This window comes from Janthinobacterium sp. NFX145, assembly GCF_049810325.1.
GTDB classification, from domain to species: domain Bacteria; phylum Pseudomonadota; class Gammaproteobacteria; order Burkholderiales; family Burkholderiaceae_D; genus Janthinobacterium; species Janthinobacterium rivuli.
Genome location: NZ_CP187360.1, coordinates 2,658,114 through 2,683,112, shown reverse-complemented (window position 1 = coordinate 2,683,112; position 24,999 = coordinate 2,658,114). Strand labels below are relative to the sequence as shown.

Below are 24,999 nucleotides of genomic sequence, written 5' to 3'. Positions count from 1 at the left end.
ACATGCAGCAATATCAAGATTTGATCAAGACCGTGCTCGAAACGGGCAGCTGGCAAGACAACCGCACGGGCATCCGCACCCTGAGCGTGCCGGGCGCCATGATGCGTTTCGACTTGGCCAATGGCAATTTCCCTGCCGTGACGACCAAGAAACTGGCTTTCAAATCCGTGATCGGCGAATTGTGCGCCTTCCTGCGCGCCTCGCGCAACGCGGCCGAGTTCCGCGCGCTGGGCTGTAAAGTCTGGGACCAGAACGCGAATGAAAATGCGCAATGGCTGGCCAACCCCTACCGCGAAGGCGAGGATGACCTCGGCCCCGTGTACGGTGTGCAATGGCGCCAATGGCCCGCCTATAAACTGCTGGCCGCCGACCAGCCCGCGCAAATTGCCGACGCGCAAGCGAACGGTTTTACCTTGATCGCCCCCATCGTCGAAGACGGCGTGCAAAAAGTGCTGCTGTACAAGGCCGTCGACCAGTTGCGCGAGTGCCTCGACACCATCATGACGAACCCGGGCAGCCGGCGCATCCTGTTCCACGGCTGGAACCCGGCCGTGCTGGACGCCGTCGCCCTGCCCGCTTGCCACTTGCTGTACCAGTTCATCCCGAACGCCAGCACGCGCGAAATCTCGCTGTGTTTATATGTGCGCAGCAACGATATCGGCCTGGGCACGCCGTTCAACATCGCCGAAGGCGCAGCCCTGCTGCACCTGGTGGCACGCCTGACGGGCTACACGCCGCGCTGGTTCACCTACTTCATCGGCGACGCGCACATCTACGAGAACCACCTCGACATGGTGGAAGAACAATTGAAGCGCACGCCGTTCCCGGCGCCGCGCTTCGTCATTTCCGACCGCGTGCCCGACTATGCCAAGACGGGCAAGTACGAGCCGGAGTGGCTGGAAAAGATCGAACCGTCCGACTTCTCGCTGGAAGGTTATGAACACCATGCGCCCATCAAGGCGGCGATGGCCGTCTGATGGCGGCCGCACCGCTGGCAGCACTGCACCGCAAGCTGTTTGACGAAACGGATGGCAGCAAGTTTGCCCGTCTGAAAGAGCGGCTGATCAAAAAGCATGCCGCGGACGACCGCCTGGCCGTGCTCGAGATCCTGACGGCGTATGCGCGCGATGGGCAACTGCTGCACTGGCGCAGTTTTTTGATGAGCGATATCGTGCATCTGGTGGAAGGCAGTCAACATGCGGCCTTTTTCACCTGGGCACTGGAGCAGCCCGCACTGGCGTACTGGGCAGTGGATGGCTTGCTGAAAAGTACAGGCATGGACGCGTATGCGCCCCTGGTGGCGCTGGCGGCGTCGAGCGCCACCGGCCTGGAAGTGCGCGCCAAGGCGATCAAAAGCCTGGCCGTGTTCAGCCGCCAGCCGTTTGACCAGGGCTTGCCTGCCGATCCCGGCCACTGGAAGGCAGAGCAGCTGCGACTCAGCGCCGTGCTGGCCTGGCAAGCGGATGGCTACCCGGACGGTGCAGGCTACAAGGCGCCCGCCACGCATTACACGCTGACCCAGCCGCTGTCGCGCCTGGAAAAGGCAGCCACCTTCCTGGAACGACAACTGGCGCTGCGGCGCCAGCGCGAACAGGACCTGGCGCAACCGTCGAACTGGCTGACGCTCGCCAGCGCCGAGGACATGGCCGCCATCGACGCGCACTGGGTATTGCCGGAGATATACCGCCGCTTCCTGGAATGGTATTCGCCGCTGCGCGTGCATGTCGACGGCAAGCGCTTTCCCCAGGGACTGCACCTGTACGGCGCGGCCGAGCTGGTGAAGGCCCAGCACGGCTACTCCGTCCATCCCGAGCGCCATCACGCAATCGCGGGCTGGCCGCCGAAGCTGGTGGTGATTGCCGATGCGGGCGGCGACCCGTACTGCGTGCCTCTGGAAGAAAGAAGCATCGACGGCGACTTGCCCGTGTACCGCGCCAGCCATGGCACGGGCGAATGGCGCTTTGAGCAGCATACGGACGATTTCATCGACTTCCTGAACGAAATCGCGCTGGCGGTCTAGCCCGCTTCGCCTCCCGGTCCGCCCGGACCGGGGCCGCCTGGGCCGCGTCCGCCCGGCGGGCCGAAGCGCGGTTCGCGCTCGCCCTCTTTCGCCGCCGACGTGGCGCCGCCGAGGCGGTACGACAGTCCCACGTAAATCATGCGTCCGTCGAAGCGCCGCGTGCTCGTCTCGCGCAAGGAAGCGCTGTTGATGACGGTTTCCATCTTGTTGCTGCTGAACACATCGGTCACATTCATGACCAGGCTCAGCTGCGGCGTCACCGTGTGGCGCCAGCTGACATTCAGGGTATTGTTCGGCGAGCGGTAGCCCTGCCCGGACAGCGTCTTGCCTTGCATTTGCAGGGCCAGTTGCAGCTGGTTGGCAGTATTGACCTGGTAATTGAGGCGCGCGCGGCCGCTCAGGGCGTTGGCCGTGCGCGTGCTGCGGTTGCCCAGGTCGTCGGAACTGGTCTGCTGGCTGCGCGCCAGATTGCCGCTCGTGTTCAGGGTCAAGGATGGCGTCAGCTTGCCGCTGACGCTGAACTCCAGGCCGCTCGAATGGCTGCCTGCGCCGTTTTCCCGCGTGGTCAAGAGCACATTGTCGCTGATAAAGTAGCGGTAATCGACGATGGCGTCCGTGTCGCGCCGGTGATAGGCGCGCAAGCTGCTTTCCAGGCCAGCGATTTTCGTTTCATAGCCGATCTCGAACGAATCCGTCTGCGTCGGTTTCAGCTTCGGATTGCCGGCCGACACATTGAACTCGTCGCGGTAGACCACGTAAGGGTTCAGGTCGCCCGCATTCGGACGGCGGATGCGGTGCGCATAGCTGAAGCGCAAGTTACTCTCGTCGCTGACCTTGTAGGTGGCAAACAGGCTGGGAATATAGTTGACGTAATTGTTGCTGGCCTCGCTGCCGCTGGTGATCTGGCGCACGTTCAAGTCCGTGTATTCGGCGCGCAAGCCAGCCAGCGCGCCCCAGCGCTCGGTCAGGCGCATCTGGTAGGAGCCGTACAGCGCGATGGTGCGCTCGTCGAGCTCGAAACGGTTGCTGCGCATGGGGTTGACGGTCTCCAGCAGGCTGCCCGGGTTGATGTCCGTATATAAGGTGTCGAAACTGCTCTTGTTGTCGGCCACCTTGTAGCCCAGCTTGGCCGTTCCGCCCGCCAGCGGACGCTCATAGTCGCCGCTGAAATCGACGATGCGGTTGCCCGTCTCGCTGTGCTGGCGCGCGCGGCTGTCGAAGGCATTGACGGGCGCCAGCGCGTAGGTATTGGCGTAATCGCTGTCGCTCTCGTTGGTCGACGAGGACACGCGCAAGTCGATTTTGAGGGATTCTCCCGGCAACTCGCCCTTGTGGTCGTAGCGCGCGCCCCAGCTGGTGTTGCGGCTGTCGCCATTGCGCACGGTGCTGCGCACATAGTCACCGATGGTGCTGCCCGTGCTGTCGCCATTGATGTAGCGGTCGAGCGAGCGCTGGTCGTTGCTGCGCCCGTTATACGACACGCTGGCGGCCAGGGTGTCGTTGGCGTTCAGGTTGTAATTGACGGTGCCGTGCAAGCCCAGCGAGTCATTCAAGCCATTGTTGCTGGACCGCTGGCTGCTGGGGGCGAAAGCGCCAGTGTCGCGTTCCAGGCGTTCGCGGCTGACCTCGCCCACGGAATTGCGGCCGTCATGGCGCACATTGATGCCGCCCTGGTAGCCCCACGGGCCTTCGTTGTAGGTGCCGGACACTGAACTGTTGTAGCGCCCCGCGATGCCCGCGTTCGCGTTGACGGTGGCAAAGCCGCCCGGCTTGCGGTTGCGCCGCATCACCAGATTCAGGATGGGGCCGCCACCGGCCTCGTTGCCGAACTGGGCGCCGGGATTGTTGATCACTTCCACGGATTCGATATCGTCGGCCGCCATGGCATTCAGGGTGGCGCCGCGCGAATCGCCCTGCAGCATGGCCGACGGCTTGCCATCGATCAATATCTGCACATTGCTGCTGCCGCGCAGGGATACGGAACCATCGGGATCGACGGCCACCGACGGCACATTATTCAAGGCATCGGCCGCCGTGCCGTTGCTGCTGCCCACGTCGGACTTGACGTCGTAGACTTGCCGGTCGATGCGGCCCGTGGGGCGTTCGGCCGTCACGCTAACGGAAGGCGTAGACGCGGCGGCGGGCGCCTTGGCTGGTGCGGGCTTGACGACGGTATCGCCGCTGGTAGTCGTGGTTTGGGCCTGGACGGCGGCGCCGGAGACGAGCAGGCTGCCGCCCGCCAGACAGTGAAAGAGGATTTTATGCATTTGCTTAAAAAATAATGGAGACGCTACGGATGAGGCACTGCGCCGTGGCGTGAGGACACAGGCATGGGCACAGTTCCAGCATGCCACGACTCCATTGCGCAAAGCAAATGCGAACCATTGTTATTTACTTCAATTTACAAATCTCTTGCACTTGTGGTCATACAGCCTCATCCGATGAACTTTGCGCTACCGTTACGCTACCTGAGCAAGCCATTGCCGCGCGCCAGTTTCAGCCAGCCCGGATATTCCGTCATCAACAAGTCATACAGTTCCGCATCGCTGTGCTCGTCGGGCGAGCTGACGGAAAAGTAATTGGCATTGTCGACCAGGCGGCCCTGCAATTCGTCGAGCTTTTCCAGGAAAGGGAAATCGGAATCGGCAAAGGCGGAAAGAAACTTGCTTTTCGACTTGCGTCCCTTGCCGATGCCCATGAATTGCCAGAAGATGGGCTCATTGCTGGCCCAGCGCAATTGTTTCTCCGTCGTCGCCTGATCGCTCGTGCCGCCATCCGTGACGAACATGACGTACACGGGCAACTCGGCCGCGACGGCACGCGTGCGCTCGCCGCCGGCAGCGTCGGGGAAGTAAAACGCGCGTATCGCCTGCATGGCGGCGCCGTAGCGCGTGTCGCCTTCCAGCGGATGGCGCTGTATCGCCTGGCCCACGTAGGTATTGCAATTGCTCAATGCCATCGGCGCCGGATGGTGGACGTTTTTGCCGAAGAGGAAAACGTCGATCTCGCCATCGTCGTCGAACTTGCAGCCCAGGGCCAGGATGCGTTCGGCAAAGCGCTGCACCAGCCCCTCTTTATACAGCCGCCCCATGGAGCCGGAAATGTCGAGGCACAGACACACTTTGGCGCGGTGCTCCGACAGTCCCACTTTTTGCAGCGACACGCCGGCCTGCTTGACCAGGCTGACCAGTTGCGGCGCTTCCCGTTCGACCCGTTTTTCCAGGTTGATCTTCGCCTGCTGGATTGCCGACGCCGCGGCAGGAGAGGCCTGGTCGACTTCGCCGCCGAAGTGGCGCACCAGCGCATCGAGTCCCCCATTGAAACCTTGTCCCACGGCCATGCAGCGCCAGCCGCCATCCTTGCGGTAGAGTTCAAGCAGCATGACGGCTTTTTCTTGTGCGAAATCACTACCGGCAAACGCAAAGCGTGCCAGCTCGCGTCCTCCCGCCTGCAGGCGCACGTGGCCAACTTGCAGCTGCGACATCACGCCGCCGCCATCGATGGACGCCGTCACGACGAGGCGGTCTATGCCGGCCGGCAAGCGCGCCAGTTGCAAGGCAAACTCGGCCATGTCACCGGCGCTGCCCGCGCGCGCTTCCACGCCGCCGCACGGCGTGCGCGGCTGGTTGAAAAAGGTCATGTAGCGCTCGTCGGACAGTTTGCCGCTGGCATCGAGGCCGAAGCAGGCCACGTCGAGCGCCAGGCCCTGCGCGGCTACGCCGACCTGCAGCACGCCATCGGGAACGAGATTGGCCAGCGGCAAGCGCTGTCCCTTGGACAAGGTTTCCATCAGTGCCTCCTAGGCGATATAGCGGCGTGGATTGTCCGCATTGCAATCATCTTCATCTTCCTTGTCCTCGCCCTTGAAAACGACGGGACCGTTGAAGGCCAGTTGCAGGTTCTCGCCCTGCCAGCTCAGCCATGGCGTCGCTTCGCTGCCCGGCTCCGACGTCTTGCCCGACGGTTCCAGAATGATGCTGTCGGGCGTGATGCGCGCCATACCGATCACATAGGTGTAGACGGTATCGTCGTCGGCCGCCTTGGACAAACGAAAATCGAACGCGCACTCGACGATCTGCTCGCCATATTGCATGACCATCTTCGGCTGCATGGACGCGACCGAGACGGCGCCATTGGCCACCGCCGAATACACGCTGAAGACGAGGCCCACCGTGCCGCCGTAATGCTGCGCCAGCGCGGGATTGACTTCCACCGTTTCCGTGGCCGGCTCCTTGCCCGATGCGCCCGCCACGTCGCCCAGGTGGCGCACGAAGGGCATGGCGCCAAAATTGCCGGGCGTATCGGGCGCCTGGATGAAGCGCATCTGGCCGTTCGGCAAGAGGATGCCGACCCGCAAATCAAGGTCGTCGTTATCGTCGTCGCCATCGCCGTTATCGACCCAGCTGGCCTTGACGGTGAGCTTGCTCGGCGCACCCGCGCCCTTTTCCAGCGACACCTTGTGCGTCTGGCCCGCCTTGGTCAGCGAAATCTTCGACAGGGAAATCTTGGGCGGCGGCGCCGGTTCAGGTTCAGCAACCGCCTGCGCCACTACACCGCCAAAATGGGCGACCAGGGCATCGAGGCCGCCATTGAAACCCTGGCCCACGGCCATGAAGCGCCAACCGCCATCCTTGCGGTAAAACTCGCCCAGCATGACGGCTTTTTCCTGCGCAAAATCGGCGCCCGCATACGTGTAGCGGGCCAATTCTCTGCCGCCGTCGAGCAGCCGCAGATGGCCGCTGCCCAGCTGCGCCATGGTGGCGTCGCCATCGATGGCGGCCGTGACGACCAGGCGCTCGATGGACGCCGGCAAACGGTCCAGTTGGTAGCTGAAACCGGCCGCATCGCCGGACGGCGCCGCGGTTTCCACGCCGCCACACGGCGTGCGCGGCTGGTTAAAGAAAGTCATGTAGCGGTCGTCGGACAGCTTGCCGGCGGCATCGAGGCCGAAACAGGCAAAATCGAGCGCCACGCCGGCGCTGGCGAGGCCCAGTTGCACGACATTGCCCGTGACGAGGCCGGACAGCGCCAGGCGCTGCCCCTTGATCAGGTTTTCCATGGGACTATTTATTCAGATGTGAGAGCTTCGGACAACGGCTCAGGGCAAGGCGCGTCGTCCGAAGACAGTACGAATGTACATATGCGTTGAAACGCCTGACAAAACCGTAGCGAGCGGCAACGAGTTGTGGCCGAGACGCGGAGCTGTGCTTTAGCACAGTGAGCATCGGAGGCCGCAAATCGCGACGCGCAGTAGGTTTTGACAGGTGTTTTTATGCGTTGATACCAAAAGAGCGGGCCAGAGGGCCCAGGCCGCCTTTGAAACCCTGGCCGATGGCCTTGAATTTCCATTCGCTGCCGGCGCGGTAGATTTCGCCGAAGATCATGGCCGCTTCCGTCGAACCGTCTTCCGACAGGTCGTAGCGGGCGATTTCCGCGCCGTTGTCGCCGTTCAGGCAGCGGATATAGGCCTTGCCGACCATGCCGAAGTTCTGCTTGCGGTTTTCCGCGTCGTGGATGGTGACGGCCACGGCGATCTTGTCGATATCGGCCGGCACGTTGGCCAGGTCGACGGCAACTTTCTCGTCGTCGCCATCGCCGCCGCCTGTGGTGTTGTCGCCCGCGTGCACGATAGAGCCGTCAGCCGACTTCAGGTTGTTATAAAAAATGAAATCGGCATCGGAACGGGCCTTGCCATCCGTTTTCAGCAGGAAGGCGCTGCCGTCCAGGTCGAATGCGGCGCCATCGGTGGCGCGCGGGTCCCAGCCCAGGCCAATCACGATTTTCTTCAAGCCAGGAGCTTCCTTGCTCAGGTTGACATTGCCGCCTTTTTGCAAACTGATCGCCATGGTGTTTCCTCTTTATTTAATTAATGGGTTGCATTCGGTGTTTCAGGTCACGTCGCCGGCACTCCGGCTTGATGAGCCATGAGCCTACCATAAAGTGACGGCTTGCCAGCCGCGCACTATTGAAAATAATGCCATGAGGAAAATATCGGGCCGCTGCCTGGAGGTGAAAAATGGCGGATAATGCCACTCGATAAAAAATTTCACCCTCCTTGAACCCAGGCTTGTCCTTGAACAATACCAAGTTGAACAATACCAAGACACGGCTCGACTGCATTCCTGGCACCCTGTGCGACGCGCGCCTGTGGTCGCGCCTGGCGCCTGCCCTGGGCGACGCCTTCGATCTGCGGCACGTGCCTCTGCACCAGGCGCGCACGCGCCCCCAGATGCAGCAGATGATCGCCAGCCACAGCGCCCAACACGCCCATCTGGTGGGCTTTTCGCTGGGCGCCTACCTGGCGCTCGAACACGCGCTGGCGCACCCGCGGCGCGTGAAATCCCTTACTTTGATCGCCAATTCGGCCCAAGGTTTGCTGCCGGCGGAAGTCGACGCGCGCCAGCGTATCGTCGCCATGCTCGAGCGCAATGCCTATACGGGCATCACGCGCCAGCGCCTGCGCGAACTGCTGCACCCGTCACACCTGGACGATGCCGCCATCACGGGCCTGATCCAGCAGATGGGGCTGGACCTGGGCAAGGACGTGCTGCTGGCGCAATTCATCACCACCATAGCCCGCCCCGACCTGATGGCGCGCTTGCCGGAACTCGATTTTCCCGTACTGATCGTGGGCGCCGAAGACGACAAGCTCGTCCATCCCGACGATCTGCGCGCCATGGCGGAGCGCCTGCCGCAAGCCACACTGCACATCCTGAAAGACGATACCGGCCACATGATTCCCTTGGAAGCACCGGGGCCGCTGGCCGACGCCATGCGTGCGCATCTGGAGGCCGCCGGCAATTTCAACGATAATGACGGGCATCGGGCTACGCCCCCACCTTTTTCACAGAACCAATGAGCCATTTGACCATCATCGTCGCCACCGACCAGCAAGGCGGCATCGGCATCGACAACACCCTGCCGTGGAAATTGCCGGAAGACCTCGCGCATTTCAAGCGTCTGACGACGGGCCACCCCATCCTCATGGGCCGCAAGACCTTCGATTCCATCGGCCGACCGCTGCCGAATCGCCGCAACATCGTCATTACGCGCAATCCGGACTGGCGCCACGAGGGCGTGGAAGCGGTGTCGTCGGTGGAAGCGGCCATCGCCCTGCTGGACGGCGACCAAGGCTATGTCATCGGCGGCGCGGAGATCTACAAGCAGGCATTGCCCCTGACACAGCGTTTGATCATCACGGAAATCGGCCAGACCTTTGACTGCGACGCCTTTTTCCCCGCCGTGGAGAATGCTGTGTGGCAAGAAACTGCACGCGAGGCGCACATGTCGGAGAAATCCGGCCTGCCTTACGCCTTTGTCACGCTGGAACGCAAAGCCTGATAAGGTTGAAAGTGGTTAGCAGAATGTTGCTGTAATACCCCTGTCACACCCATGCGTCACGCTAGTGCAAGCTTGTGACGCTGTGGGGTGATATTTTTTTCCCGCAGAGGCCGCATTTCTGCGAGAATCCCGTTCTTATTTTTTTTCTGCGGCTGCCCGGTTGCGTTACCGCCTGGCTGTCGCGCCCTAGTCCGCCCCTCCACATAAGTCAGGGGCGGCTTGCTTTTTTGGAGACATGCATGAAATTTCGTTTCCCTATCGTCATCATTGACGAGGATTTCCGTTCTGAAAATACGTCCGGCCTGGGCATTCGCGCCCTTGCCGCCGCAATGGAAAAAGAAGGCATGGAAGTGCTGGGCGTGACCAGCTACGGCGATTTGTCGCAATTTGCCCAGCAACAATCGCGCGCGTCAGCCTTCGTGCTGTCGATCGACGATGAAGAATTCGGCGCCGGTTCCATCGAGGAAACCGACCACGCCTTGAAATCGCTGCGCGCCTTTGTCGAGGAAATCCGCTACAAGAACGCCGACATCCCTATTTACCTGTACGGCGAAACGCGCACCTCGCGCCATATTCCGAACGACATCCTGCGCGAACTGCATGGTTTCATCCACATGTTCGAAGATACGCCGGAATTCGTCGCGCGCCACATCATCCGCGAAGCGAAATCGTATCTGGACGGCCTGTCGCCGCCATTTTTCCGCGCGCTGGTGCACTACGCCAACGACGGTTCCTACTCGTGGCACTGCCCTGGCCACTCGGGCGGCGTGGCCTTCCTGAAGTCGCCGATCGGCCAGATGTTCCACCAGTTCTTCGGGGAAAACATGCTGCGCGCCGACGTCTGCAACGCCGTCGAGGAACTGGGCCAGCTGCTCGACCATACGGGTCCGGTCGCCGCGTCCGAGCGCAATGCGGCGCGCATTTTCAATGCCGATCATTGCTATTTCGTTACCAACGGCACCTCGACCTCGAACAAGATGGTGTGGCACTCGACCGTGGCGCCAGGCGACATCGTCGTCGTCGACCGCAATTGCCACAAGTCGATCTTGCATTCGATCATCATGTGCGGCGCCATTCCCGTGTTCCTGATGCCGACGCGCAATCACCTGGGCATCATCGGCCCCATTCCGCTGCATGAATTCACGCCGGAAAGCATTGCCCGCAAGATCGAGGCAAATCCGTTCGCGCGCGAAGCGAAGAACAAGAAGCCGCGCATCCTGACCATCACGCAATCGACCTACGATGGCGTGATCTACAACGTGGAAACCCTGCGCGAGATGCTGGATGGCAAGATCGACACCCTGCACTTCGATGAAGCGTGGCTGCCGCATGCCACCTTCCACGATTTCTACAAGAATATGCACGCCATCGGCAAGGACCGTCCGCGCGCCAAGGAATCGATGATTTTCTCGACCCAGTCCACGCACAAATTGCTGGCCGGCCTGTCGCAGGCCTCGCAAATTCTCGTGCGCGAATCGGACACGGTCAAGCTGGACCAGGACGCCTTCAACGAGGCTTACCTGATGCACACGTCGACGTCGCCGCAGTATTCCATCATCGCCTCGTGCGACGTGGCCGCGGCCATGATGGAAGCGCCGGGCGGCACGGCCCTGGTGGAAGAATCGATCATGGAAGCGCTCGATTTCCGCCGCGCCATGAAGAAGATCGACCAGGAGTGGGGCCAGGACTGGTGGTTCCAGGTCTGGGGTCCGGCCAGCTTCAACGACGAAGGCATGGGCCAGCAGGAAGACTGGATGATACGCGCCGAGGATGACTGGCACGGCTTCGGCGACCTGGCTCCCGGATTCAACATGCTCGACCCGATCAAGGCGACCATCGTCAACCCGGGCCTGTCGCTGGACGGCCAGTTCGGCGACACGGGCATCCCCGCGTCCATCGTCACCAAATACCTGGCCGAGCACGGCGTCATCATTGAAAAGTGCGGCCTGTACTCGTTCTTCATCATGTTTACCATCGGCATCACCAAAGGCCGCTGGAATACCCTGCTGACGGCCTTGCAACAGTTCAAGGACGACTACGACAAGAACCAGCCGATGTGGCGCATCCTGCCGGAATTTGCGGCGGCCAACCCACGCTACGAAAAAATGGGCTTGCGCGACCTGTGCCAGCAGATCCACGATTTCTACAAGGCCTACGATGTGGCGCGCTTGACGACGGAAATGTATTTGTCCGACATGATCCCGGCCATGAAGCCATCGGACGCCTTCGCCAAGATGGCGCACCGCGAAATCGAGCGCGTGGCCATCGACGAACTGGAAGGCCGCATCACGTCCATCCTGCTGACGCCGTATCCACCGGGCATCCCGCTCTTGATCCCGGGCGAACGCTTCAACAAGACCATCGTCGACTACCTGCGCTTCGCGCGCGACTTCAACGAGCGTTTCCCCGGCTTCGAGACGGATGTGCACGGTCTGGTGAAACGCGAAGTCGATGGCAAACGCGGATATTTTGTTGATTGCGTGAAATTGGACGAGAACGTCTAAAAACATCGACGTTCGTTGAACTTCATTAATAGCGCCGCCTGATGCAAATCAGGCGGCGTTTTTCATTGCGGGCTACCGCGCACGCTTGCGCCAGATCAAACGGCTGGGGTGTCGGGCTTCTAAGATGGGCCACTCGTGCCCTCGTGATGGCTGGCATATGGCGCTCAAGGTCTGGCTGGAAATTATGCAGCAGGCGGCGGCTGGCAGCGGCGCCTTGCTGATGACGGCCTTGAAGCAGGCTCAGGTAACTGTAGCCCGGCGGCACGATGGCGGCGAGGACGCTGCGGGCATCGTGCTGTTTGCCGAGGCCGATAGCGCGCTGCTGCAAGCGCTTCCGGTGCTGTGCGGCCATGCGCGCGTGCTGGCCATTGCCGCCTGCGGCCATCCCCCGAGCTGCGCGCAGCAGCGCGCCCTGATGGCCGCGGGCGCCCTCGATGTGCTGCTGTGGCCTGGCGGCGCCATCGATACGGGCCAGGTGCTGGCGCGCCTGCAGCGCTGGCAAGCCGTGGCGCAGTTGCTGGCGTCCGGCGCCGTGCGCCAGCAGCTGGTGGGCGACAGCGCGGCCTGGACCGCCTTGCTGCACCAGGTGGTGGAAATGGCCGCCTTCAGCCAGGCACCGATGCTGATCACGGGCGAGACGGGCACGGGCAAGGATTTACTGGCGCAACTGGTTCACCGTCTCGGCAACTGCAGGGGCGACTTCATCATTCTCGACTGCACCACCCTGTCACCGGAACTGGCCGGCAGCGAACTGTTCGGCCACGAACGGGGCGCCTTTACGGGCGCGGCGGCGGCGCGCGACGGCGCGTTTGCCCTGGCCGACGGCGGCGTGCTGTTCCTCGACGAAGTGGGCGAACTGCAACTGCCGCTACAGGCGCAGCTGCTGCGCGCCATCCAGGAGCGCAAATACAAGCGCGTGGGCGGCAATACCTGGCAACCGACGCAATTTCGGCTCGTCTGCGCCACCAACCGCGAACTGGAAGACGAGGTGGCGCGCGGCGCCTTCCGTGCCGACCTGTATTACCGCATCGCCGGCTGGCGCTGCCAGACGCCACCCCTGCGCGAGCGCCAGGACGACATCCTGCCGCTGGCCCGGCATTTCCTCGCCGAACTGGCGCAACGGCCGCCGCCCGCGCTGGACGCCGCCGTGAGGGAATACCTGCTGCTGCGCGCCTATCCGGGCAATGTGCGCGAACTGCGCCAGACCGTCACGCGCATCTGGCACCGCCATTGCGGCCCCGGCCCCATCACCATCGGCGCCCTGCCGCCCGAAGAACGGCTGCTGGCGCCGCCCTGGCCCGACCAGCACTTCGAGGCGGCCGTGCGGCGGGCCCTGGCCCAAGGCTGCAAGCTGTCGCACATCACGCGCTGCGCCACCGACGTGGCCATCCGCCTCGTGCTGGCCGAGGAAGGCGGCAACAACCAGCGCGCCGCCGCCCGCCTGGGCGTGAGCGACCGCGCGCTGCAGATACGCCGCAAGGCGGCCAGCTGCGCAGCGCAGCTGGCGCCGCCTGATGTTGTGCCGCCATAAGACCGGCAACAGCCAGACGGCTATAGTCGGCGCATGTCCAGCCCAGCCTGCCATCGCCTGTCCGCCTGTTTCGAACTGTCGCGCCCCGGCGCGGCGCCGCAGCTGCGCGCCATGGAAGGCTTGCGCGGCCTGGCCGTGCTGCTGGTATTTCTCGTCCACTATGTCAGCCTGGAAGCGCCATGGCGCGGCGACGGCGGCGCCGTCACGCCGCTGGCGACAGCCCTGCACAGCATGGGCAATGCGGGGGTCGACCTGTTTTTTGTGCTCAGCGGCTATCTGATCTATGGCTCGCTGATGTCCCGCCAACAAGCGCTGCTGCCCTACCTGCGCCGCCGCGCGCGCCGCATCTACCCCGTCTACAGCTGCGTCTTCGTCCTGTACCTGCTGCTGTCGTGCGCCCTGCCGTCGGAAAGCAGGATACCGGCGGCATGGCCGCAGGCAGTCGCTTACCTGAGCAGCAATTTTCTGTTGCTCAGTGGTTTCACGGCGGCGCCACCATTCATCAGCGTGGCCTGGTCGCTCAGCTACGAAATGCTGTATTACCTGCTGATCCCCCTGCTCATCCTGGTCTTCGATTTGCGCCGGCGCAGCCGCAGCTGGCGCGGCGGCTTCTTCGCCGTGCTGACCTTGCTGGCAGGCGGCCTCTTCGCCATCTTCGGCGGCCCCGCCCGTTTGCTGCTGTTTATCGCCGGCATCCTTGTCCATGAAGCGCTGGCGGCGCCCGCCTGGCGCGCGCCGCCACCCGCACTGGCCGCCTGCGCCGTGCCGTGCGCGCTGGGTTGTTTGTTGCTGCCGCTGGCACTGCTGCTGAAACTGGCATTGCTGGCGTGTGCCTTTTTCCTGCTTTGCCTGTGCTGCTTCCAGGCGCGCGCCAACTGGCTGGCGCGCCTGTTTTGCTGGACGCCCTTGCGCTGGCTGGGCAATATCAGCTACTCCTACTATCTGATCCACGGCCTGGCGCTGAAAGGCGCCTTCCTGGCACTGGCCCTGCTCCATCCGCCACAAGCGCATGGTCTGGCCTTCTTTTTACTGTTGATGCCGCTCATGCTGGCTCTCAGCCTGCCACCGGCAATGACACTGTTCCTGCTCGTCGAGCGGCCGCTGTCATTGTCGCCATTGCAGGCGTTCGTGCCTGCGATGGCGACAGCGCCGGCCTCGGTGTCTAGCCCTGCCTTGCCAGCCGCAGGAAATTCTCCCCCAGGATGAGCGCGGCATCGGCTGGCGGCAAGCCCAGCAGTTCAATCTTGTGCAATTCCAGCCCCGGATGCAGCCAGGGGCCGTCCGAGCCGAACAGGACCTTGTGCGGCCCCGCGCGGCGCACGGCCTGTTGCAGCAAGTCGAAGCGGCGCACGCCCGAGCTGTCCGTATGGATGTTAGGGTGGCGCACCAGATGGTCGATCAGCGCCAGCTGCGCGGCCCAGTCGTCGCCAAAGCTGCCCAGGTGCGGCAGGATGAAATTAACGTCGGGATACTGCTGCGCCAGCAATTCCGCCACGGCCACCTCGCCGGCCGGGTCGTACAGCACGGGCAAGCCGAAGAAGCGCGCCGCCTCGCACACTTCGCCGCTGATGCGCGCGTCAAGCCGGTGCGCCTTGATGCCGACAAAGCCGTAGCGCTCGACGGCCGTGCGCACCAGGTCCATGATGCGGCCCCGGTCGCGCCGCGCATGCACGAAGGCAAAGCCGTAAAAACGCTGCGGATCGGACGCGACCAGGCGCGCCACGCCATGGTTGGCGATGGCGTAGTCGGAGTGGAAGGCGGCGAACAGCACGCTGCGGGCGATGCCGGCCTCCCGGGCGCGGCGCAGGTAGGCTGGCAGTGGCGCATCGCTGTCCCACGGCCCGCTCAAGCCGTCGCCCGGTCCCGCATGGCAGTGGCAATCGATGATCATCGTGCCACGCTATTGCCAGTCGCCCATGACGACGATGCGGTTGCCGCGCCGGCGCCAGCGTCCGCTTTCATCTTCCTGCTGCGGCGCAGGCGAGCGGAAGTGCGGCAATTGCTGGTGCAGGGCCCGCGTCAGCGCACTTTCGACGGCGCGCGCGCTGCCGTCGCCGTCGGCCGCCAGACGCGCCGCCTGCCCCGCGATGCGCACGAAGCGGCGCGCCAGTTCCAGTTCGCGGTCGGCCGGCGCCTCGGCTTCCATTTCGAGTTCCAGCGCATTGCTGGCCGCGCGCCCCAGGGCCGACCCGAGCGCCGTGCCGACGCCCGGTATCGGTATCATCGAGCCGAGGGCGCCACCGACAAAGGGCAAGGCCGTCTTGGCCACGGCCTTCAAGGCGCCGCCCAAAGGCTTGGCCACCTTGGCAATGGTCGCGCCCACCTTCTTGACGCCCTTCCACACGCTTTTGAAGACATTGCCGAGAAACTGTTCCAGTTCCTCTTCGCTGGCCACTTCCAGCAACTCCATGGCCAGCTGCAATTCTTCCTCTTCGCCGAAGATGGCCGGCGCCGTGCCCTTGCCGGGCCAGTCCCGGCCGAACTCCAGCACTTCAAACGCAGCGCCGGCCCGCTGCCGGCATTGCGCGCATGCGCATTCGAGTTGGTGCATGACGGTCTCCTTCGCAGTCATCAAGTGCTGGTGTCAACCCCACATTTCACCGAGCACGGCCATTTCCAGTTCGCGCCGCTGGTTGGTCAGCACGCCGCGCCGGTGGGTAAACATGTCGCTGTGGATATCCTTTTCCATGCTGCGCCGCTGCGCGGCCGACGATAGCGGCGCCACGTAGACGTCGTGCGCGCTCATGTCCATGCCCATCATCTTGCCGCACAGGTGGTGCTGTTTCAGGCGCCGCCGCAAATCATCGGTCTGGCCGCTGTAGGCGCGCCGGCCATCCTTGGTGTCGAACTCGATCACATACAGCTTCGCATCGTTGACGGCCTGCGGAATCGCGCCCACAGCCTGGTAGCGCAAGGCGGCCGCGCCCGGCACACGGCCCAGGGTGGACGCCAGGATGGGCGGCACTTCGCCCTGCATCTGGCCGCCGTCCTGGTCCTGGTCATGGGCTTGATCCTGCCCCTGATCTTGCCCTTGATTCTGATCGTGATACTGGCCCGTGTCCTGATACGGCGCCGGATAAATGGTCGGATAGATGGCGCCGTAGCCGCCCCAGCCCCGGTAGCGCGGCGGATACGGCAAGGGTGGCGGCGGATAGCGTGGCGGCCGGCGCCCCTGCCCCTGGTAACGTGGCGGCGCGGGACGGCGCGGCCCCCGCAGCGGCGGCCTCGCGCGCAAGCCGCCACCGCGCATGGGCATGGCACCGCGTCCGCCGCCCGGGCGCACACGCTCGCCTTCCCATTCACTCTCCCACTCGCTCTCCCATTCACTTTCCCACTCGCCCTCTGCCTCCCCTTGCCACTCCTGCGACCATTCTTGCGACCATTCCTGTTCGCCGGCCGCTCCCGGCTGCCCCGCAAAGGGCAGCACTTCAAACGCTTCGTGCATATCGCCTCCTGATGTGATGTTCAAGCAAGTTCATCGCCTGTTCCAGTTGCCGCGGCGTCTGGTCCGCCCGCAGCAAAAAAGTCAGCGCGCCAGGACCGTCTCCCGCTTGCGCCAGCGCCAGCACGCCCGTTGCGCGCAAGGCGGGCTGCAGATGGGCGCGGCCGGGCAGGCGCTGCACGGGGAAGCTGCCACCGCGGCAAACGATGCCAGCCGCCGCCATTCCCGTCCGCCATTGCGCCACCCTGTCCGCCAGCCTGGCGCGCAGGGCGTCGCCATGGCGCGCATTGAGCGCCAGCGCGCGCCGCGCCGCCGCCAGCACGGCGGCCGACGGCGGACTGGCGTGCACGCGCGTCTGGCTGTGCGCCGCGAAGCGCCGCAACAGCTTGCGGCTGCCGGCCAGCACGGCCAGCGGCACGCCGAATCCCTTGGCCAGCGAGGCGCCGACGATCAGCGATTCCCCATGCAAGCCATGCAGCCGCGCCGAGCCGCCGCCCTGCGTACCCATCACGCCCAGCACCTGCGTGTCGTCCAGCAACAGATAACCGCCGCCCTGCTGCGCCAGGGCCGCATAGCCGGCCAGCGGCAAGAGCTGTTCGCTGCCGGGCACATAGCCATCGGCCAGGATCAGGGGGCGCCGCCCTTGCCGGCCCCAGGTTTCCACCAGCCGCCGCAAGGCCGCCATCTCGCCGCTGGGAAACAATCGCAGCGGCAAGCCCAGCGCCTGCGCCCGCTCGGCGCCCCAGCGCGCGATGGCGTAGCTGCCGCCATCGACGAGGATCACCAGCCGCTCGGCAGCGAGCATGCCGAACAGGTCCCAGAACAAATGCAGGGTCGACGGCAGCACGCAGGCCGCTTCGCAGCCTTGCAGCGCAGCCAGGTCCATGGCCAGGGCCTGCGCGCCGGGCGGTTCCTGCAGCGCGGCCGGCTGGCCCAGGCTCAAGCTGCTCCAAGGCGCCAGCGAGGCTGCCGGATGGCGCATGCCCAGGTACAGGGCACTGGTAAAGTCGAGCATGCACGCGTCCCCTCCCGCCCTAGACGCTGCGCAGCTGCTGGCTCAGGCGCTGGCGCAGCAGCACCGAGGGCATCGTCGATTCGACCACCGGGTCGCTGCTGTCGACGGACAAATCGACCCCGGTGGCGGCGCGGTAACCGTGGATATAGCCCTGCACCTGCGGGCGCCAGAAGCGCGCCCAGTTGAAGGCCTGCGTCGGTTCATAAATGTCGCTCCAGTTGCCATAGCGCACGGAGAGCAGCAATTGCTCGCCAAAGATGGCCAGGTTACGGAAATGCATCACGCTCGTATCCGTCCAGCCCTGCAGTTTCTTCATGGCGTCGACCCTGTCCATCCACGGTTCCGGATACGCCACCATCACGCGCGTCGGTAAAAATTCACGGAACTCGGGCCGCGCCAGCATCCACTGCTGCATCAGCATCTCGATGCGCGCCGTCGACGGCAAGTCGCCGAACTGGTTGTGTGCGCCCTGCGACAGGATCAGGTGGATTTCTTTCAAGGCATTCAGCACGGGGAAGGCGTCCGCCTTCACGGTGGTGTCGTCATCCTGCTTGTAGAACGAGGTCAGCAGGCGCAGCAAGTGGTGGAAGGCCTCCAGGAATTTGGAGCGGCTATCGGCTGGCCGGAAGTGCTGCACTGCCTTGCCGTCCAGGCGCACACCGTAGTGATGGTCATACTCATAGTTCCGGCGCATCACGGTCAGCCGATGCTGTTCATCCTGCGTGTATCCCCACAGCAAATTATTCAGCGGACGCAACATGTCGATTTCCGTGTTCGACAGGGGGGCGAGGCTGTTGCCCGGCGCGCGCAGATTCTGGAAGCGCTGCGCGATGGCATTCATGGTTTGCACCAGCATGCCCTCTTCATGCCAGTAGGACCAGATCAGTTCCAGCAGGCAAGGATTGGCCAGCTTTTCCTGGATGATGCCAAAGCACAGATCGACTTCGCCTTCTTGGCCGCGCGGGATGCTGATGGGAATGTCGGGCAGCTTGCGGCGGATCACGGCCAGGTAGGGCAAGGTCTGGAAGCCGTCGATGTTTTCCAGGTAATCGTTGCGCAGCACGGTTTCCAGGTCGCGTCCCTGGGGTATGTCGCGCCGGTCCAGGTAGGCGTTGTCCTCGGCCGGATTGAAGGCCAGCGGCTGGTTCAGCACGCCGCAATTGACCATCACGAACGCTTCCGTCGCCACTTTCAGCACGCGGTAAGAATCGGCATCGGAAAACGGCAGCGCGCGGCGTTGCTTGAGCTGCTGGAACACCTCGGCCTTTTTGACGAAGCGTTCCTGCTCGAAGCCGCGCACATTGGCCAGGTCGCCGCAAAACAGGCTGTCCATGAAATGCAGGTAATTGGTAAACGACATCGCCTCGGTGCTGTTGCGTATCAAGGTCCACAGCGGCAAGTCTTCCGTCGGCTCCGTTTCCGTGCGCGTCAGCGACACGCCCACATTGCCCGAGATGGGCTGCGGCTGGCGCTCTTCCGTCTCGTATTCCGCATCCACGGCCAGCATGGCGTTCGGGCTCAGCCCTTCCGGCACGGGCAAGGCGCTGCGCAGTTCGGGCCGCTGCGACAGCATCATCTGCCCCATGAAACGGTGCATGCCGGCGCGCCGCACGGGGGTGGAAAAGGTATTCGCCGCGCCGCGCATGGGCACCCATGGCGTGGCGGCCAGCACCTGCACCTGGTCGCGCCCATCGGCGCTTTGATCGCCGTCAAAGGAAACGGTGGCCACGGCGCGGTCGCCCACCCTGCCGAAATGGCAGTCGCTGGGCTGGCAATCGGCTGTCTCGAACACCAGTCCCACCTGGGGATTGAGCTGGGGCGTGAAGCACAGCACGGCGCTGCAACCGGCCTGCACCGTCACGCACTGGGGCGCCGTGGCGGGGAAATTGCCATACACCCCCACGTAGCTGCCCGTCGCCAGGTCGGCAAACACGGTGCGGCCGGTGCCATCGGTCCAGCGCACGCCCACCAGCATGGCGGGATCGGCTACCCAGGTGGCGGCATTGAACAGATGGCAATCGGCATCCATGCCCCGGTATAGGCTGATGGCGGCATTGACGACCCTCACGCCGCTGTCCTGTTCATGTACGGTGACAGCGATGCTGCCGCCGTGGTGTTTCGGCCCGGCCTGGCCCGCCGCCCCGCTCTTGCTGCTCATCTTGCCACCCATATTGCTGCTTATCTTGCTGCTCATGTCATTCTCCTCAATGGATAATCAAACGCGACGCCAGGGGCGGCAGCGGCCTGCCGGACTGGCGGCCATGCCGCACGACATCGGCGCACAGCTCCGACGTGTCCAGCGTGCTGCGCAGGGCCCAGTGGCTCAGCAAACGTCCCAGCAGCTCGCTTTCGTCTTCCGGGCTCAAGGTGCCGCTGGCGCGCGCCTGGCCCAGCACGGCGAACACCAGGGTCGGCGTCGCCTGGTACATCTGCGCCGGCGCCAGGGTCCAGCTGCGAAACAGCTGCGCCAGCATGGCCGGCTGGCGTGTGTGCACGGCCATGGCCTCGACCAGCGAGCCGCCGCGCAAGGCTGGCGGCCGGTGCTGCACCAGCAAGCCCACGAGGGCCGCCATGCTGGCCTGCAACTGTTCCAGCAGCCGTTGCCGGGCTGGCGGCAGACCCGTCAACGGGTAGTACGACAGCCACAGCTGCTCCAGGCGGTCCCACTGCGGGTGCGGATACAGGGCCCGCCCCATGGCGCAGCTCAGGCGCACCCGCAGCCATGGCACCGGGTGGGGATCGTCGATGTTGAGGCGGAAGACAAACACGCGCGGCAGACTGACCACGCCGATCAGTCCCAGGGTGGCGGCCACGCCCACCCGCGCCAGCGACCAGAAATCGGCCACGATCTCGGAAATCCACCGTTCCCACAGCTGCCACACGTGCACGGCACCGCTGCCGCCGTGCTGCATCGCTTGCAGCACGGGCCGCAAGGACGCCACCAGGTCCAGCAGCGCCGCGCCCTGGTGGCCCACCTCGTGCACCAGCGACGAGGCGATGCTGCTGCCGATCATGCGTTCGCGCGGCAGGCGGATGATGGCGACGGGATTGTCGCCGCCGCCCGGCAGGCGCGTGCGCGCACGGCGGATGGCCGCGCCCGGTCCCCGGTCCAGGTAGCAGATCACGGGCGGCGCCTGATACACATTGCCGGGCAGCGCCAGCGCATCGGCGGCAACGATGTCGAGGCCGGCCAGCCACACGCCCGTCTTGTGCTCGCTGCGCTGGGTGATGACTTCATTGAACAGGTCGAACTGGGTCAGCGCGGCATTGAACTTCAGGCGCAGGAAGGTAAAGCGGCGCTGCGCCTCGGCGGCCGTGGCCATGCTGGCGCCGTCGGCGTGCTCGCGCCGCAACCACCACTGGAACTGGGCCACCATGCGCCGCAGTTCGCGCCGGCCCTGCACCAGCTGGCTTTCGATGGCCGACTGGGCGCTGGGCATCAGGGCGGCCGCCAGCACCGTCGGCTCGATCAGCGCGAACGGTTCCAGCCGCGCCAGCCGGGTCAGCAGCGAGCGTGCCTCCTGGGCCAGCATCCAGGCAGCGTAAGCGCCGATGGCCATGATGTCAGACGCCGTACAGGACGATTTTGTGGCCCTGGCGCGCCCAGCGTCCGCTGGACTGGCGCATGCCGCCCTGGCCCTGGCCGCGTCCGCCGCCCTGCGCCATGCCGCCGCCCGCACCGGCGCCGCTGCCATTCTGCGTGACGACCTGACTGCCGGGGCGCCCCAGCAGGCCGGGCGCGAACTGGCGCGCCGCCGCGCTGGCGGCCGCCTGGGCGATGGCGCGCGGATCGCCCGCACCGCGCGCCTGCGCGGCGCGGTTGACGGTATCGGCGGCCAGGCGCACGAACTGCTTGGCGCCTTCGAATTCGCGGTCCTCGTTCGACGACGCTTCCGCTTCCAGCCCCAGCGCGCCGCCAGCGGCCGAGGCCAGGCCGCTGCCGATCTTGGCGCCCAGCGGGCCGCCGAAATAGCCGCCGATGGCGCCGCCGGCCAGGGGAATGGCCTTCTTCGCCACACCCTTGAGCACGCCGCCGATGGCTTGTCCCACGGGCGACTTGATGATGCCGCCCGCCACGGAGGCGGCCTTGCGCAGGAAATTGCCGAGAAACTGTTCCAGTTCGGCTTCATTGCTGACCGACAACAGTTCATTTGCTAGTTCCATCTCCTCGGCCTCGGAAAACATGGCGTTCGCGCCGCCCTCGCCGCTCCACTCGCCCTGGCCAAACTCGAACTGCTCCGCTTCAAAACCGGACATCTCCTGTCCGTATTCCAGGGTCGTACGATCCAAGTCATGCATGATCAGCTCCTCAAAGTAATTACCTCGGTTGGGACTACCTTGCCGGACAGACTGGCCGTCCGGCTAACAATCGAGCACGACGATGTGCCCGCCCTCGCGGCGCCAGCGGCCAGCGTCCCGCCCCGGCGTTTGCGCCGCCTGCCTGAGCAAGCCTGGCGCCTCGCTGCGTGCCACTTGCAGCAAGGCCGTTTCCACTCGTGCCCCGGGCGCGCGGGCGCGCATGCCGCCGTCCTGCGCCAGCGCCGTGTTGACGGCATCGATCAGATGCACGACCTGGCGCGCCAGTTCGAATTCCTTGTCTTCCGGGCTGAGTCCTTCCAGTTCCATGCCGAAGATGCGTGCAGCGCGCCGCTTGAGCGCCTGCGGCGAACCGCCATGCAGGGGCAGCAAGGGCGCCACCACCTTGCCCAGCAACTGGCGCAGCGGCCCTTCCAGCGGCGTGCCACGCACTTGCTGTCCCGCCGCGGTGGCGTCCAGCTGGCGCGCCAGGAAAGCATCGAACTGGGCCGGCGCCTGCAATTCCAGCAACTGCGCCGCCAGTGCCAGTTCATCTTCCTGCAGCAAAGGCAGCACGCCCGGCGCTTCAGGCAATTCCATTTCGGGACGGTAGTCGAGCAGGCGGCTGGTCATGACAGGCTCCGGTGAAAGATGGGCGGGTAAGCCATGCCTCCCTGTTGCAAGGGCCATGCCAGTCAGGCGCAGGGGGAAAAAGAGACAGGACGGCGAACGGCGTTTCGCCGATAGCGTAAAAACCATGGTTTCCGGCGAAGCAGGTTTCGTTGTCAAGATGAGCTTTTGAACAAGCTTAATTGGCAGGAATGGTTACGTCGCCTATCCGCCACAGTGCTTGTTCCAGACAAAAAATATTTTTCATTTTCAAAAAACAAACTTCGCGCTACATCTTCAAACACACCTTCATTGCCACGCCAAATGGTCGCAAAAATAAACGTGGCCAACACGTAAATAGTTAATTGGAAACAGGATTTTAGTAGGCAAGCCCTACAATTAACGGGCCAGAATTTGATTGCCTGAAAGAAACTAAATGATAGACCCTACTTTGCGCCGTTTATTGGCCATCACCCTACTCAGCCTGCTAGCCGCCTGCGGCGGTGGCGGCGACAGCAAGACCGGCGCCACCCAGAACCCGGACATCTCGGCCGTGCCACCGGGGACCACCGCCCCCGGCGATCCGGCAGCCCCCGGCACCACGCCGGGCGAGACCATTCCGCCGCCGCCTCTGACCACGCCACCGGCCGGCCAGACGGCCACGTTCACGCGCCCGGCAGCGTCGCGCTTCCTGGGCCGCGCCACGTTCGGGCCGGACATGGCGGCCATCGATGCCCTGGCCGCCAGCGACAGCGACGCCTGGTTCCGCGCGCAGTTTTCCAAACCGCAAACCTTGCACCGTAAATATATCGACGCCAAGTATCCCGTCGCGGGCGCGGCGGCCACCCAGGCCGTGCCGAACGACTTTTATGAATCGTTTTGGCAGCAAGCCGTGCGCGGCGACGACCAACTGCGCCAGCGCGTGACCTTTGCCCTGTCGGAAATCTTTGTCGTCTCCACGCAAAACGAGGCCGTGTGGCCGCAAACGCGGGGCGTCGCCAGCTATTACGATATGCTGGGGCAACACGCGTTCGGCAACTTCCGCACCCTGCTGCAAGGCGTGGCCACGCATCCGATGATGGGCCTGTACCTGTCGCACCTGCGCAACCAGAAGGAATCGGCCACGCGCACGCCCGACGAAAATTTCGCCCGCGAAGTGATGCAGTTATTTACCATCGGCCTGTACCAGCTAAATGCCGATGGTTCATTGAAAATGTCCGGCGGCAAACCCATCGACACCTATACGCGCGACGATGTGAGCGGCCTGGCGAAAGTGTTTACGGGCTGGAGCTGGGCCGGGCCGGACCAGGGCGCGAACCGCTTCTTTGGCAGCGTGGCCGATCCGGACCGTGACTGGAAGCCGATGCAGAACTATGCGGCGTACCACTCGACCAGCGAAAAACGCTTTCTGGGCGTCAGTGCGGCGGGCGCCGCCGGCGGCGAAGCGGACATGGCGCTGGCCCTCGACACCCTGTTCAACCATCCGAATGCGGGGCCCTTCTTTGGCCGCCAGCTGATCCAGCGCCTGGTCACCAGCAACCCCAGCCCGGCCTATGTGGGCAGGGTCGCGGCCGCCTTCGCCAACAATGGTTCTGGCGTGCGCGGCGACATGCAGGCCGTGATCCGCGCCGTGCTGCTCGATCCCGACGCGCTGGCGCCAGCCGGCAGCAGCCTGCGCACGGGCAAATTGCGTGAACCGCTGGTGCGTCTGGGCAACTGGATGCGCGCGTTCCACGCCAGGGATGCCGCCTTGCAATACCGCATCTATTACCTCAGCGATCCGCTGTCGGGACTGGGCCAGAATCCCATGAACGCGCCCTCCGTCTTCAATTATTTCCGTCCGTCCTACGTACCGCCCAATTCGGCGCTGGCGACGGCGGGCCTGGTGGCGCCGGAAATGCAGATCACGTCGGAGCCGTCCGTCACCGGCTACCTGAACTTCATGCAGGACGCCATCAGCGGCGGCGTGGCGGAAAACAGCGCCGTTAAGGGCGACTACTCGGCCGAACTGGCGCTGGCCGAGCAGCCGGCCGCCTTGCTGGACCGGGTCAACTTGCTATTAATGTCCGGCAATATGTCATCCCGGCTGCGCACCAGGATCCTGTCGGCCGTCACGAGCATCGCGATTCCCGCCGCCAACGGCAGCAATGCCGCGCAAGTGACGAAGGCGAAATCCAACCGCGCGTACCTGGCCATTTTCCTGGCCATGGCCTCGCCTGAATACCTGGTTCAAAAATAAGG

The 24,999-nt window shown here is 64.3% G+C and carries 20 protein-coding genes; 8 read left to right on the top strand and 12 right to left on the bottom strand.

What is annotated here, in order from left to right:
* The first annotated feature begins 2 nt into the window (after nt 1–2).
* Entirely contained in the window at nt 3–977 is a 975-nt protein-coding gene (locus tag ACPJXG_RS11975; protein WP_099403180.1) for a thymidylate synthase, read from the top strand.
* Nucleotides 977–2,020, top strand: a complete 1,044-nt coding sequence (locus ACPJXG_RS11970; RefSeq protein WP_099403179.1) for an SMI1/KNR4 family protein — start codon at nt 977–979, stop codon at nt 2,018–2,020. Before ACPJXG_RS11975 ends, ACPJXG_RS11970 begins: the two co-directional genes overlap by 1 nt.
* Here the strand turns inward: ACPJXG_RS11970 and ACPJXG_RS11965 are convergent.
* The 4 genes from ACPJXG_RS11965 to ACPJXG_RS11950 form a co-directional block, all read right to left on the bottom strand.
* Nucleotides 2,017–4,287, bottom strand: a complete 2,271-nt coding sequence (locus ACPJXG_RS11965) for a TonB-dependent receptor domain-containing protein (RefSeq protein WP_425254385.1) — start codon at nt 4,285–4,287, stop codon at nt 2,017–2,019. The two genes, ACPJXG_RS11970 and ACPJXG_RS11965, sit on opposite strands and share 4 nt — an antisense overlap.
* Before the next feature lie 197 nt (nt 4,288–4,484).
* The gene (locus ACPJXG_RS11960) at nt 4,485–5,810 is read right to left on the bottom strand and encodes a VWA domain-containing protein (protein ID WP_425254384.1); all 1,326 of its coding nucleotides are present in this window, start codon (nt 5,808–5,810) and stop codon (nt 4,485–4,487) included.
* A 9-nt stretch (nt 5,811–5,819) separates the two neighbouring features.
* Nucleotides 5,820–7,079 carry a TerD family protein gene (locus ACPJXG_RS11955; protein ID WP_099403176.1) on the bottom strand — a complete coding sequence of 420 codons (1,260 nt, stop codon included), beginning with the start codon at nt 7,077–7,079 and terminating at the stop codon, nt 5,820–5,822.
* Nucleotides 7,080–7,290: 211 nt separating this feature from the next.
* Nucleotides 7,291–7,866, bottom strand: coding sequence for a TerD family protein (locus ACPJXG_RS11950; protein WP_034784423.1), 576 nt, complete (start codon nt 7,864–7,866; stop codon nt 7,291–7,293).
* A 227-nt stretch (nt 7,867–8,093) separates the two neighbouring features.
* Here ACPJXG_RS11950 and ACPJXG_RS11945 point away from each other — a divergent pair, with 227 nt between their 5' ends.
* The 5 genes from ACPJXG_RS11945 to ACPJXG_RS11925 all read left to right on the top strand — a co-directional run bounded on the left by ACPJXG_RS11945 (nt 8,094) and on the right by ACPJXG_RS11925 (nt 14,602).
* Entirely contained in the window at nt 8,094–8,879 is a 786-nt protein-coding gene (locus ACPJXG_RS11945) for an alpha/beta fold hydrolase (protein WP_425254383.1), read from the top strand.
* Entirely contained in the window at nt 8,876–9,361 is a 486-nt protein-coding gene (locus ACPJXG_RS11940) for a dihydrofolate reductase (protein WP_425254382.1), read from the top strand. Before ACPJXG_RS11945 ends, ACPJXG_RS11940 begins: the two co-directional genes overlap by 4 nt.
* A 239-nt stretch (nt 9,362–9,600) precedes the next feature.
* On the top strand, nt 9,601–11,865 hold the full coding sequence (locus tag ACPJXG_RS11935; RefSeq protein WP_035819521.1) for an arginine/lysine/ornithine decarboxylase: 2,265 nt from the start codon (nt 9,601–9,603) through the stop codon (nt 11,863–11,865).
* 157 nt (nt 11,866–12,022) lie between these two features.
* Nucleotides 12,023–13,396, top strand: coding sequence for a sigma-54-dependent transcriptional regulator (locus tag ACPJXG_RS11930; RefSeq protein WP_425254381.1), 1,374 nt, complete (start codon nt 12,023–12,025; stop codon nt 13,394–13,396).
* Nucleotides 13,397–13,429: 33 nt separating this feature from the next.
* On the top strand, nt 13,430–14,602 hold the full coding sequence (locus ACPJXG_RS11925; RefSeq protein ID WP_425254380.1) for an acyltransferase family protein: 1,173 nt from the start codon (nt 13,430–13,432) through the stop codon (nt 14,600–14,602).
* On the opposite strand, the gene ACPJXG_RS11920 is transcribed toward ACPJXG_RS11925, so the two are convergent.
* From ACPJXG_RS11920 to ACPJXG_RS11885, 8 genes are all read right to left on the bottom strand, one after another.
* Nucleotides 14,559–15,287 (bottom strand): amidohydrolase family protein, encoded by a 729-nt coding sequence (locus ACPJXG_RS11920; RefSeq protein WP_425254379.1) that lies wholly within the window; start codon nt 15,285–15,287, stop codon nt 14,559–14,561. The two genes, ACPJXG_RS11925 and ACPJXG_RS11920, sit on opposite strands and share 44 nt — an antisense overlap.
* A 9-nt stretch (nt 15,288–15,296) precedes the next feature.
* A complete protein-coding gene (locus ACPJXG_RS11915; protein ID WP_425254378.1) occupies nt 15,297–15,947 on the bottom strand; it encodes a hypothetical protein in 651 nt (216 codons plus the stop codon).
* A gap of 33 nt (nt 15,948–15,980) precedes the next feature.
* Complete coding sequence (locus ACPJXG_RS11910) at nt 15,981–16,841, bottom strand: GIY-YIG nuclease family protein (RefSeq protein WP_425254377.1); 861 nt, start codon at nt 16,839–16,841, stop codon at nt 15,981–15,983.
* The gene (locus tag ACPJXG_RS11905; RefSeq protein WP_425254376.1) at nt 16,825–17,853 is read right to left on the bottom strand and encodes an aminotransferase class I/II-fold pyridoxal phosphate-dependent enzyme; all 1,029 of its coding nucleotides are present in this window, start codon (nt 17,851–17,853) and stop codon (nt 16,825–16,827) included. The genes ACPJXG_RS11910 and ACPJXG_RS11905 overlap by 17 nt, the downstream gene beginning before the upstream one ends.
* A gap of 19 nt (nt 17,854–17,872) precedes the next feature.
* Complete coding sequence (locus ACPJXG_RS11900) at nt 17,873–20,047, bottom strand: hypothetical protein (RefSeq protein ID WP_425254375.1); 2,175 nt, start codon at nt 20,045–20,047, stop codon at nt 17,873–17,875.
* Between the two features lie 10 nt (nt 20,048–20,057).
* On the bottom strand, nt 20,058–21,413 hold the full coding sequence (locus ACPJXG_RS11895) for a hypothetical protein (RefSeq protein WP_219313534.1): 1,356 nt from the start codon (nt 21,411–21,413) through the stop codon (nt 20,058–20,060).
* 4 nt (nt 21,414–21,417) lie between these two features.
* Nucleotides 21,418–22,152 carry a hypothetical protein gene (locus tag ACPJXG_RS11890; protein ID WP_425254374.1) on the bottom strand — a complete coding sequence of 245 codons (735 nt, stop codon included), beginning with the start codon at nt 22,150–22,152 and terminating at the stop codon, nt 21,418–21,420.
* Nucleotides 22,153–22,215: 63 nt separating this feature from the next.
* On the bottom strand, nt 22,216–22,782 hold the full coding sequence (locus ACPJXG_RS11885) for a hypothetical protein (protein ID WP_425254373.1): 567 nt from the start codon (nt 22,780–22,782) through the stop codon (nt 22,216–22,218).
* Nucleotides 22,783–23,194: 412 nt separating this feature from the next.
* On the opposite strand from ACPJXG_RS11885, the gene ACPJXG_RS11880 reads away from it, so the two are divergent.
* Nucleotides 23,195–24,997 (top strand): DUF1800 domain-containing protein, encoded by a 1,803-nt coding sequence (locus ACPJXG_RS11880; RefSeq protein ID WP_425254372.1) that lies wholly within the window; start codon nt 23,195–23,197, stop codon nt 24,995–24,997.
* Nucleotides 24,998–24,999 lie beyond the last annotated feature (2 nt).

Bases quoted from the DNA above. Each gene is read 5' to 3' on its own strand.
- ACPJXG_RS11975 (WP_099403180.1), top strand. From the start codon at position 3: ATGCAGCAATATCAAGATTTGATCAAGACCGTGCTCGAAACGGGCAGC.
- ACPJXG_RS11970 (WP_099403179.1), top strand. From the start codon at position 977: ATGGCGGCCGCACCGCTGGCAGCACTGCACCGCAAGCTGTTTGACGAA.
- ACPJXG_RS11965 (WP_425254385.1), bottom strand. From the start codon at position 4,287: ATGCATAAAATCCTCTTTCACTGTCTGGCGGGCGGCAGCCTGCTCGTC.
- ACPJXG_RS11960 (WP_425254384.1), bottom strand. From the start codon at position 5,810: ATGGAAACCTTGTCCAAGGGACAGCGCTTGCCGCTGGCCAATCTCGTT.
- ACPJXG_RS11955 (WP_099403176.1), bottom strand. From the start codon at position 7,079: ATGGAAAACCTGATCAAGGGGCAGCGCCTGGCGCTGTCCGGCCTCGTC.
- ACPJXG_RS11950 (WP_034784423.1), bottom strand. From the start codon at position 7,866: ATGGCGATCAGTTTGCAAAAAGGCGGCAATGTCAACCTGAGCAAGGAA.
- ACPJXG_RS11940 (WP_425254382.1), top strand. From the start codon at position 8,876: ATGAGCCATTTGACCATCATCGTCGCCACCGACCAGCAAGGCGGCATC.
- ACPJXG_RS11935 (WP_035819521.1), top strand. From the start codon at position 9,601: ATGAAATTTCGTTTCCCTATCGTCATCATTGACGAGGATTTCCGTTCT.
- ACPJXG_RS11930 (WP_425254381.1), top strand. From the start codon at position 12,023: ATGGCGCTCAAGGTCTGGCTGGAAATTATGCAGCAGGCGGCGGCTGGC.
- ACPJXG_RS11925 (WP_425254380.1), top strand. From the start codon at position 13,430: ATGTCCAGCCCAGCCTGCCATCGCCTGTCCGCCTGTTTCGAACTGTCG.
- ACPJXG_RS11920 (WP_425254379.1), bottom strand. From the start codon at position 15,287: ATGATCATCGATTGCCACTGCCATGCGGGACCGGGCGACGGCTTGAGC.
- ACPJXG_RS11915 (WP_425254378.1), bottom strand. From the start codon at position 15,947: ATGCACCAACTCGAATGCGCATGCGCGCAATGCCGGCAGCGGGCCGGC.
- ACPJXG_RS11910 (WP_425254377.1), bottom strand. From the start codon at position 16,841: ATGCACGAAGCGTTTGAAGTGCTGCCCTTTGCGGGGCAGCCGGGAGCG.
- ACPJXG_RS11905 (WP_425254376.1), bottom strand. From the start codon at position 17,853: ATGCTCGACTTTACCAGTGCCCTGTACCTGGGCATGCGCCATCCGGCA.
- ACPJXG_RS11900 (WP_425254375.1), bottom strand. From the start codon at position 20,047: ATGAGCAGCAAGATAAGCAGCAATATGGGTGGCAAGATGAGCAGCAAG.
- ACPJXG_RS11895 (WP_219313534.1), bottom strand. From the start codon at position 21,413: ATGGCCATCGGCGCTTACGCTGCCTGGATGCTGGCCCAGGAGGCACGC.
- ACPJXG_RS11890 (WP_425254374.1), bottom strand. From the start codon at position 22,152: ATGCATGACTTGGATCGTACGACCCTGGAATACGGACAGGAGATGTCC.
- ACPJXG_RS11885 (WP_425254373.1), bottom strand. From the start codon at position 22,782: ATGACCAGCCGCCTGCTCGACTACCGTCCCGAAATGGAATTGCCTGAA.
- ACPJXG_RS11880 (WP_425254372.1), top strand. From the start codon at position 23,195: ATGATAGACCCTACTTTGCGCCGTTTATTGGCCATCACCCTACTCAGC.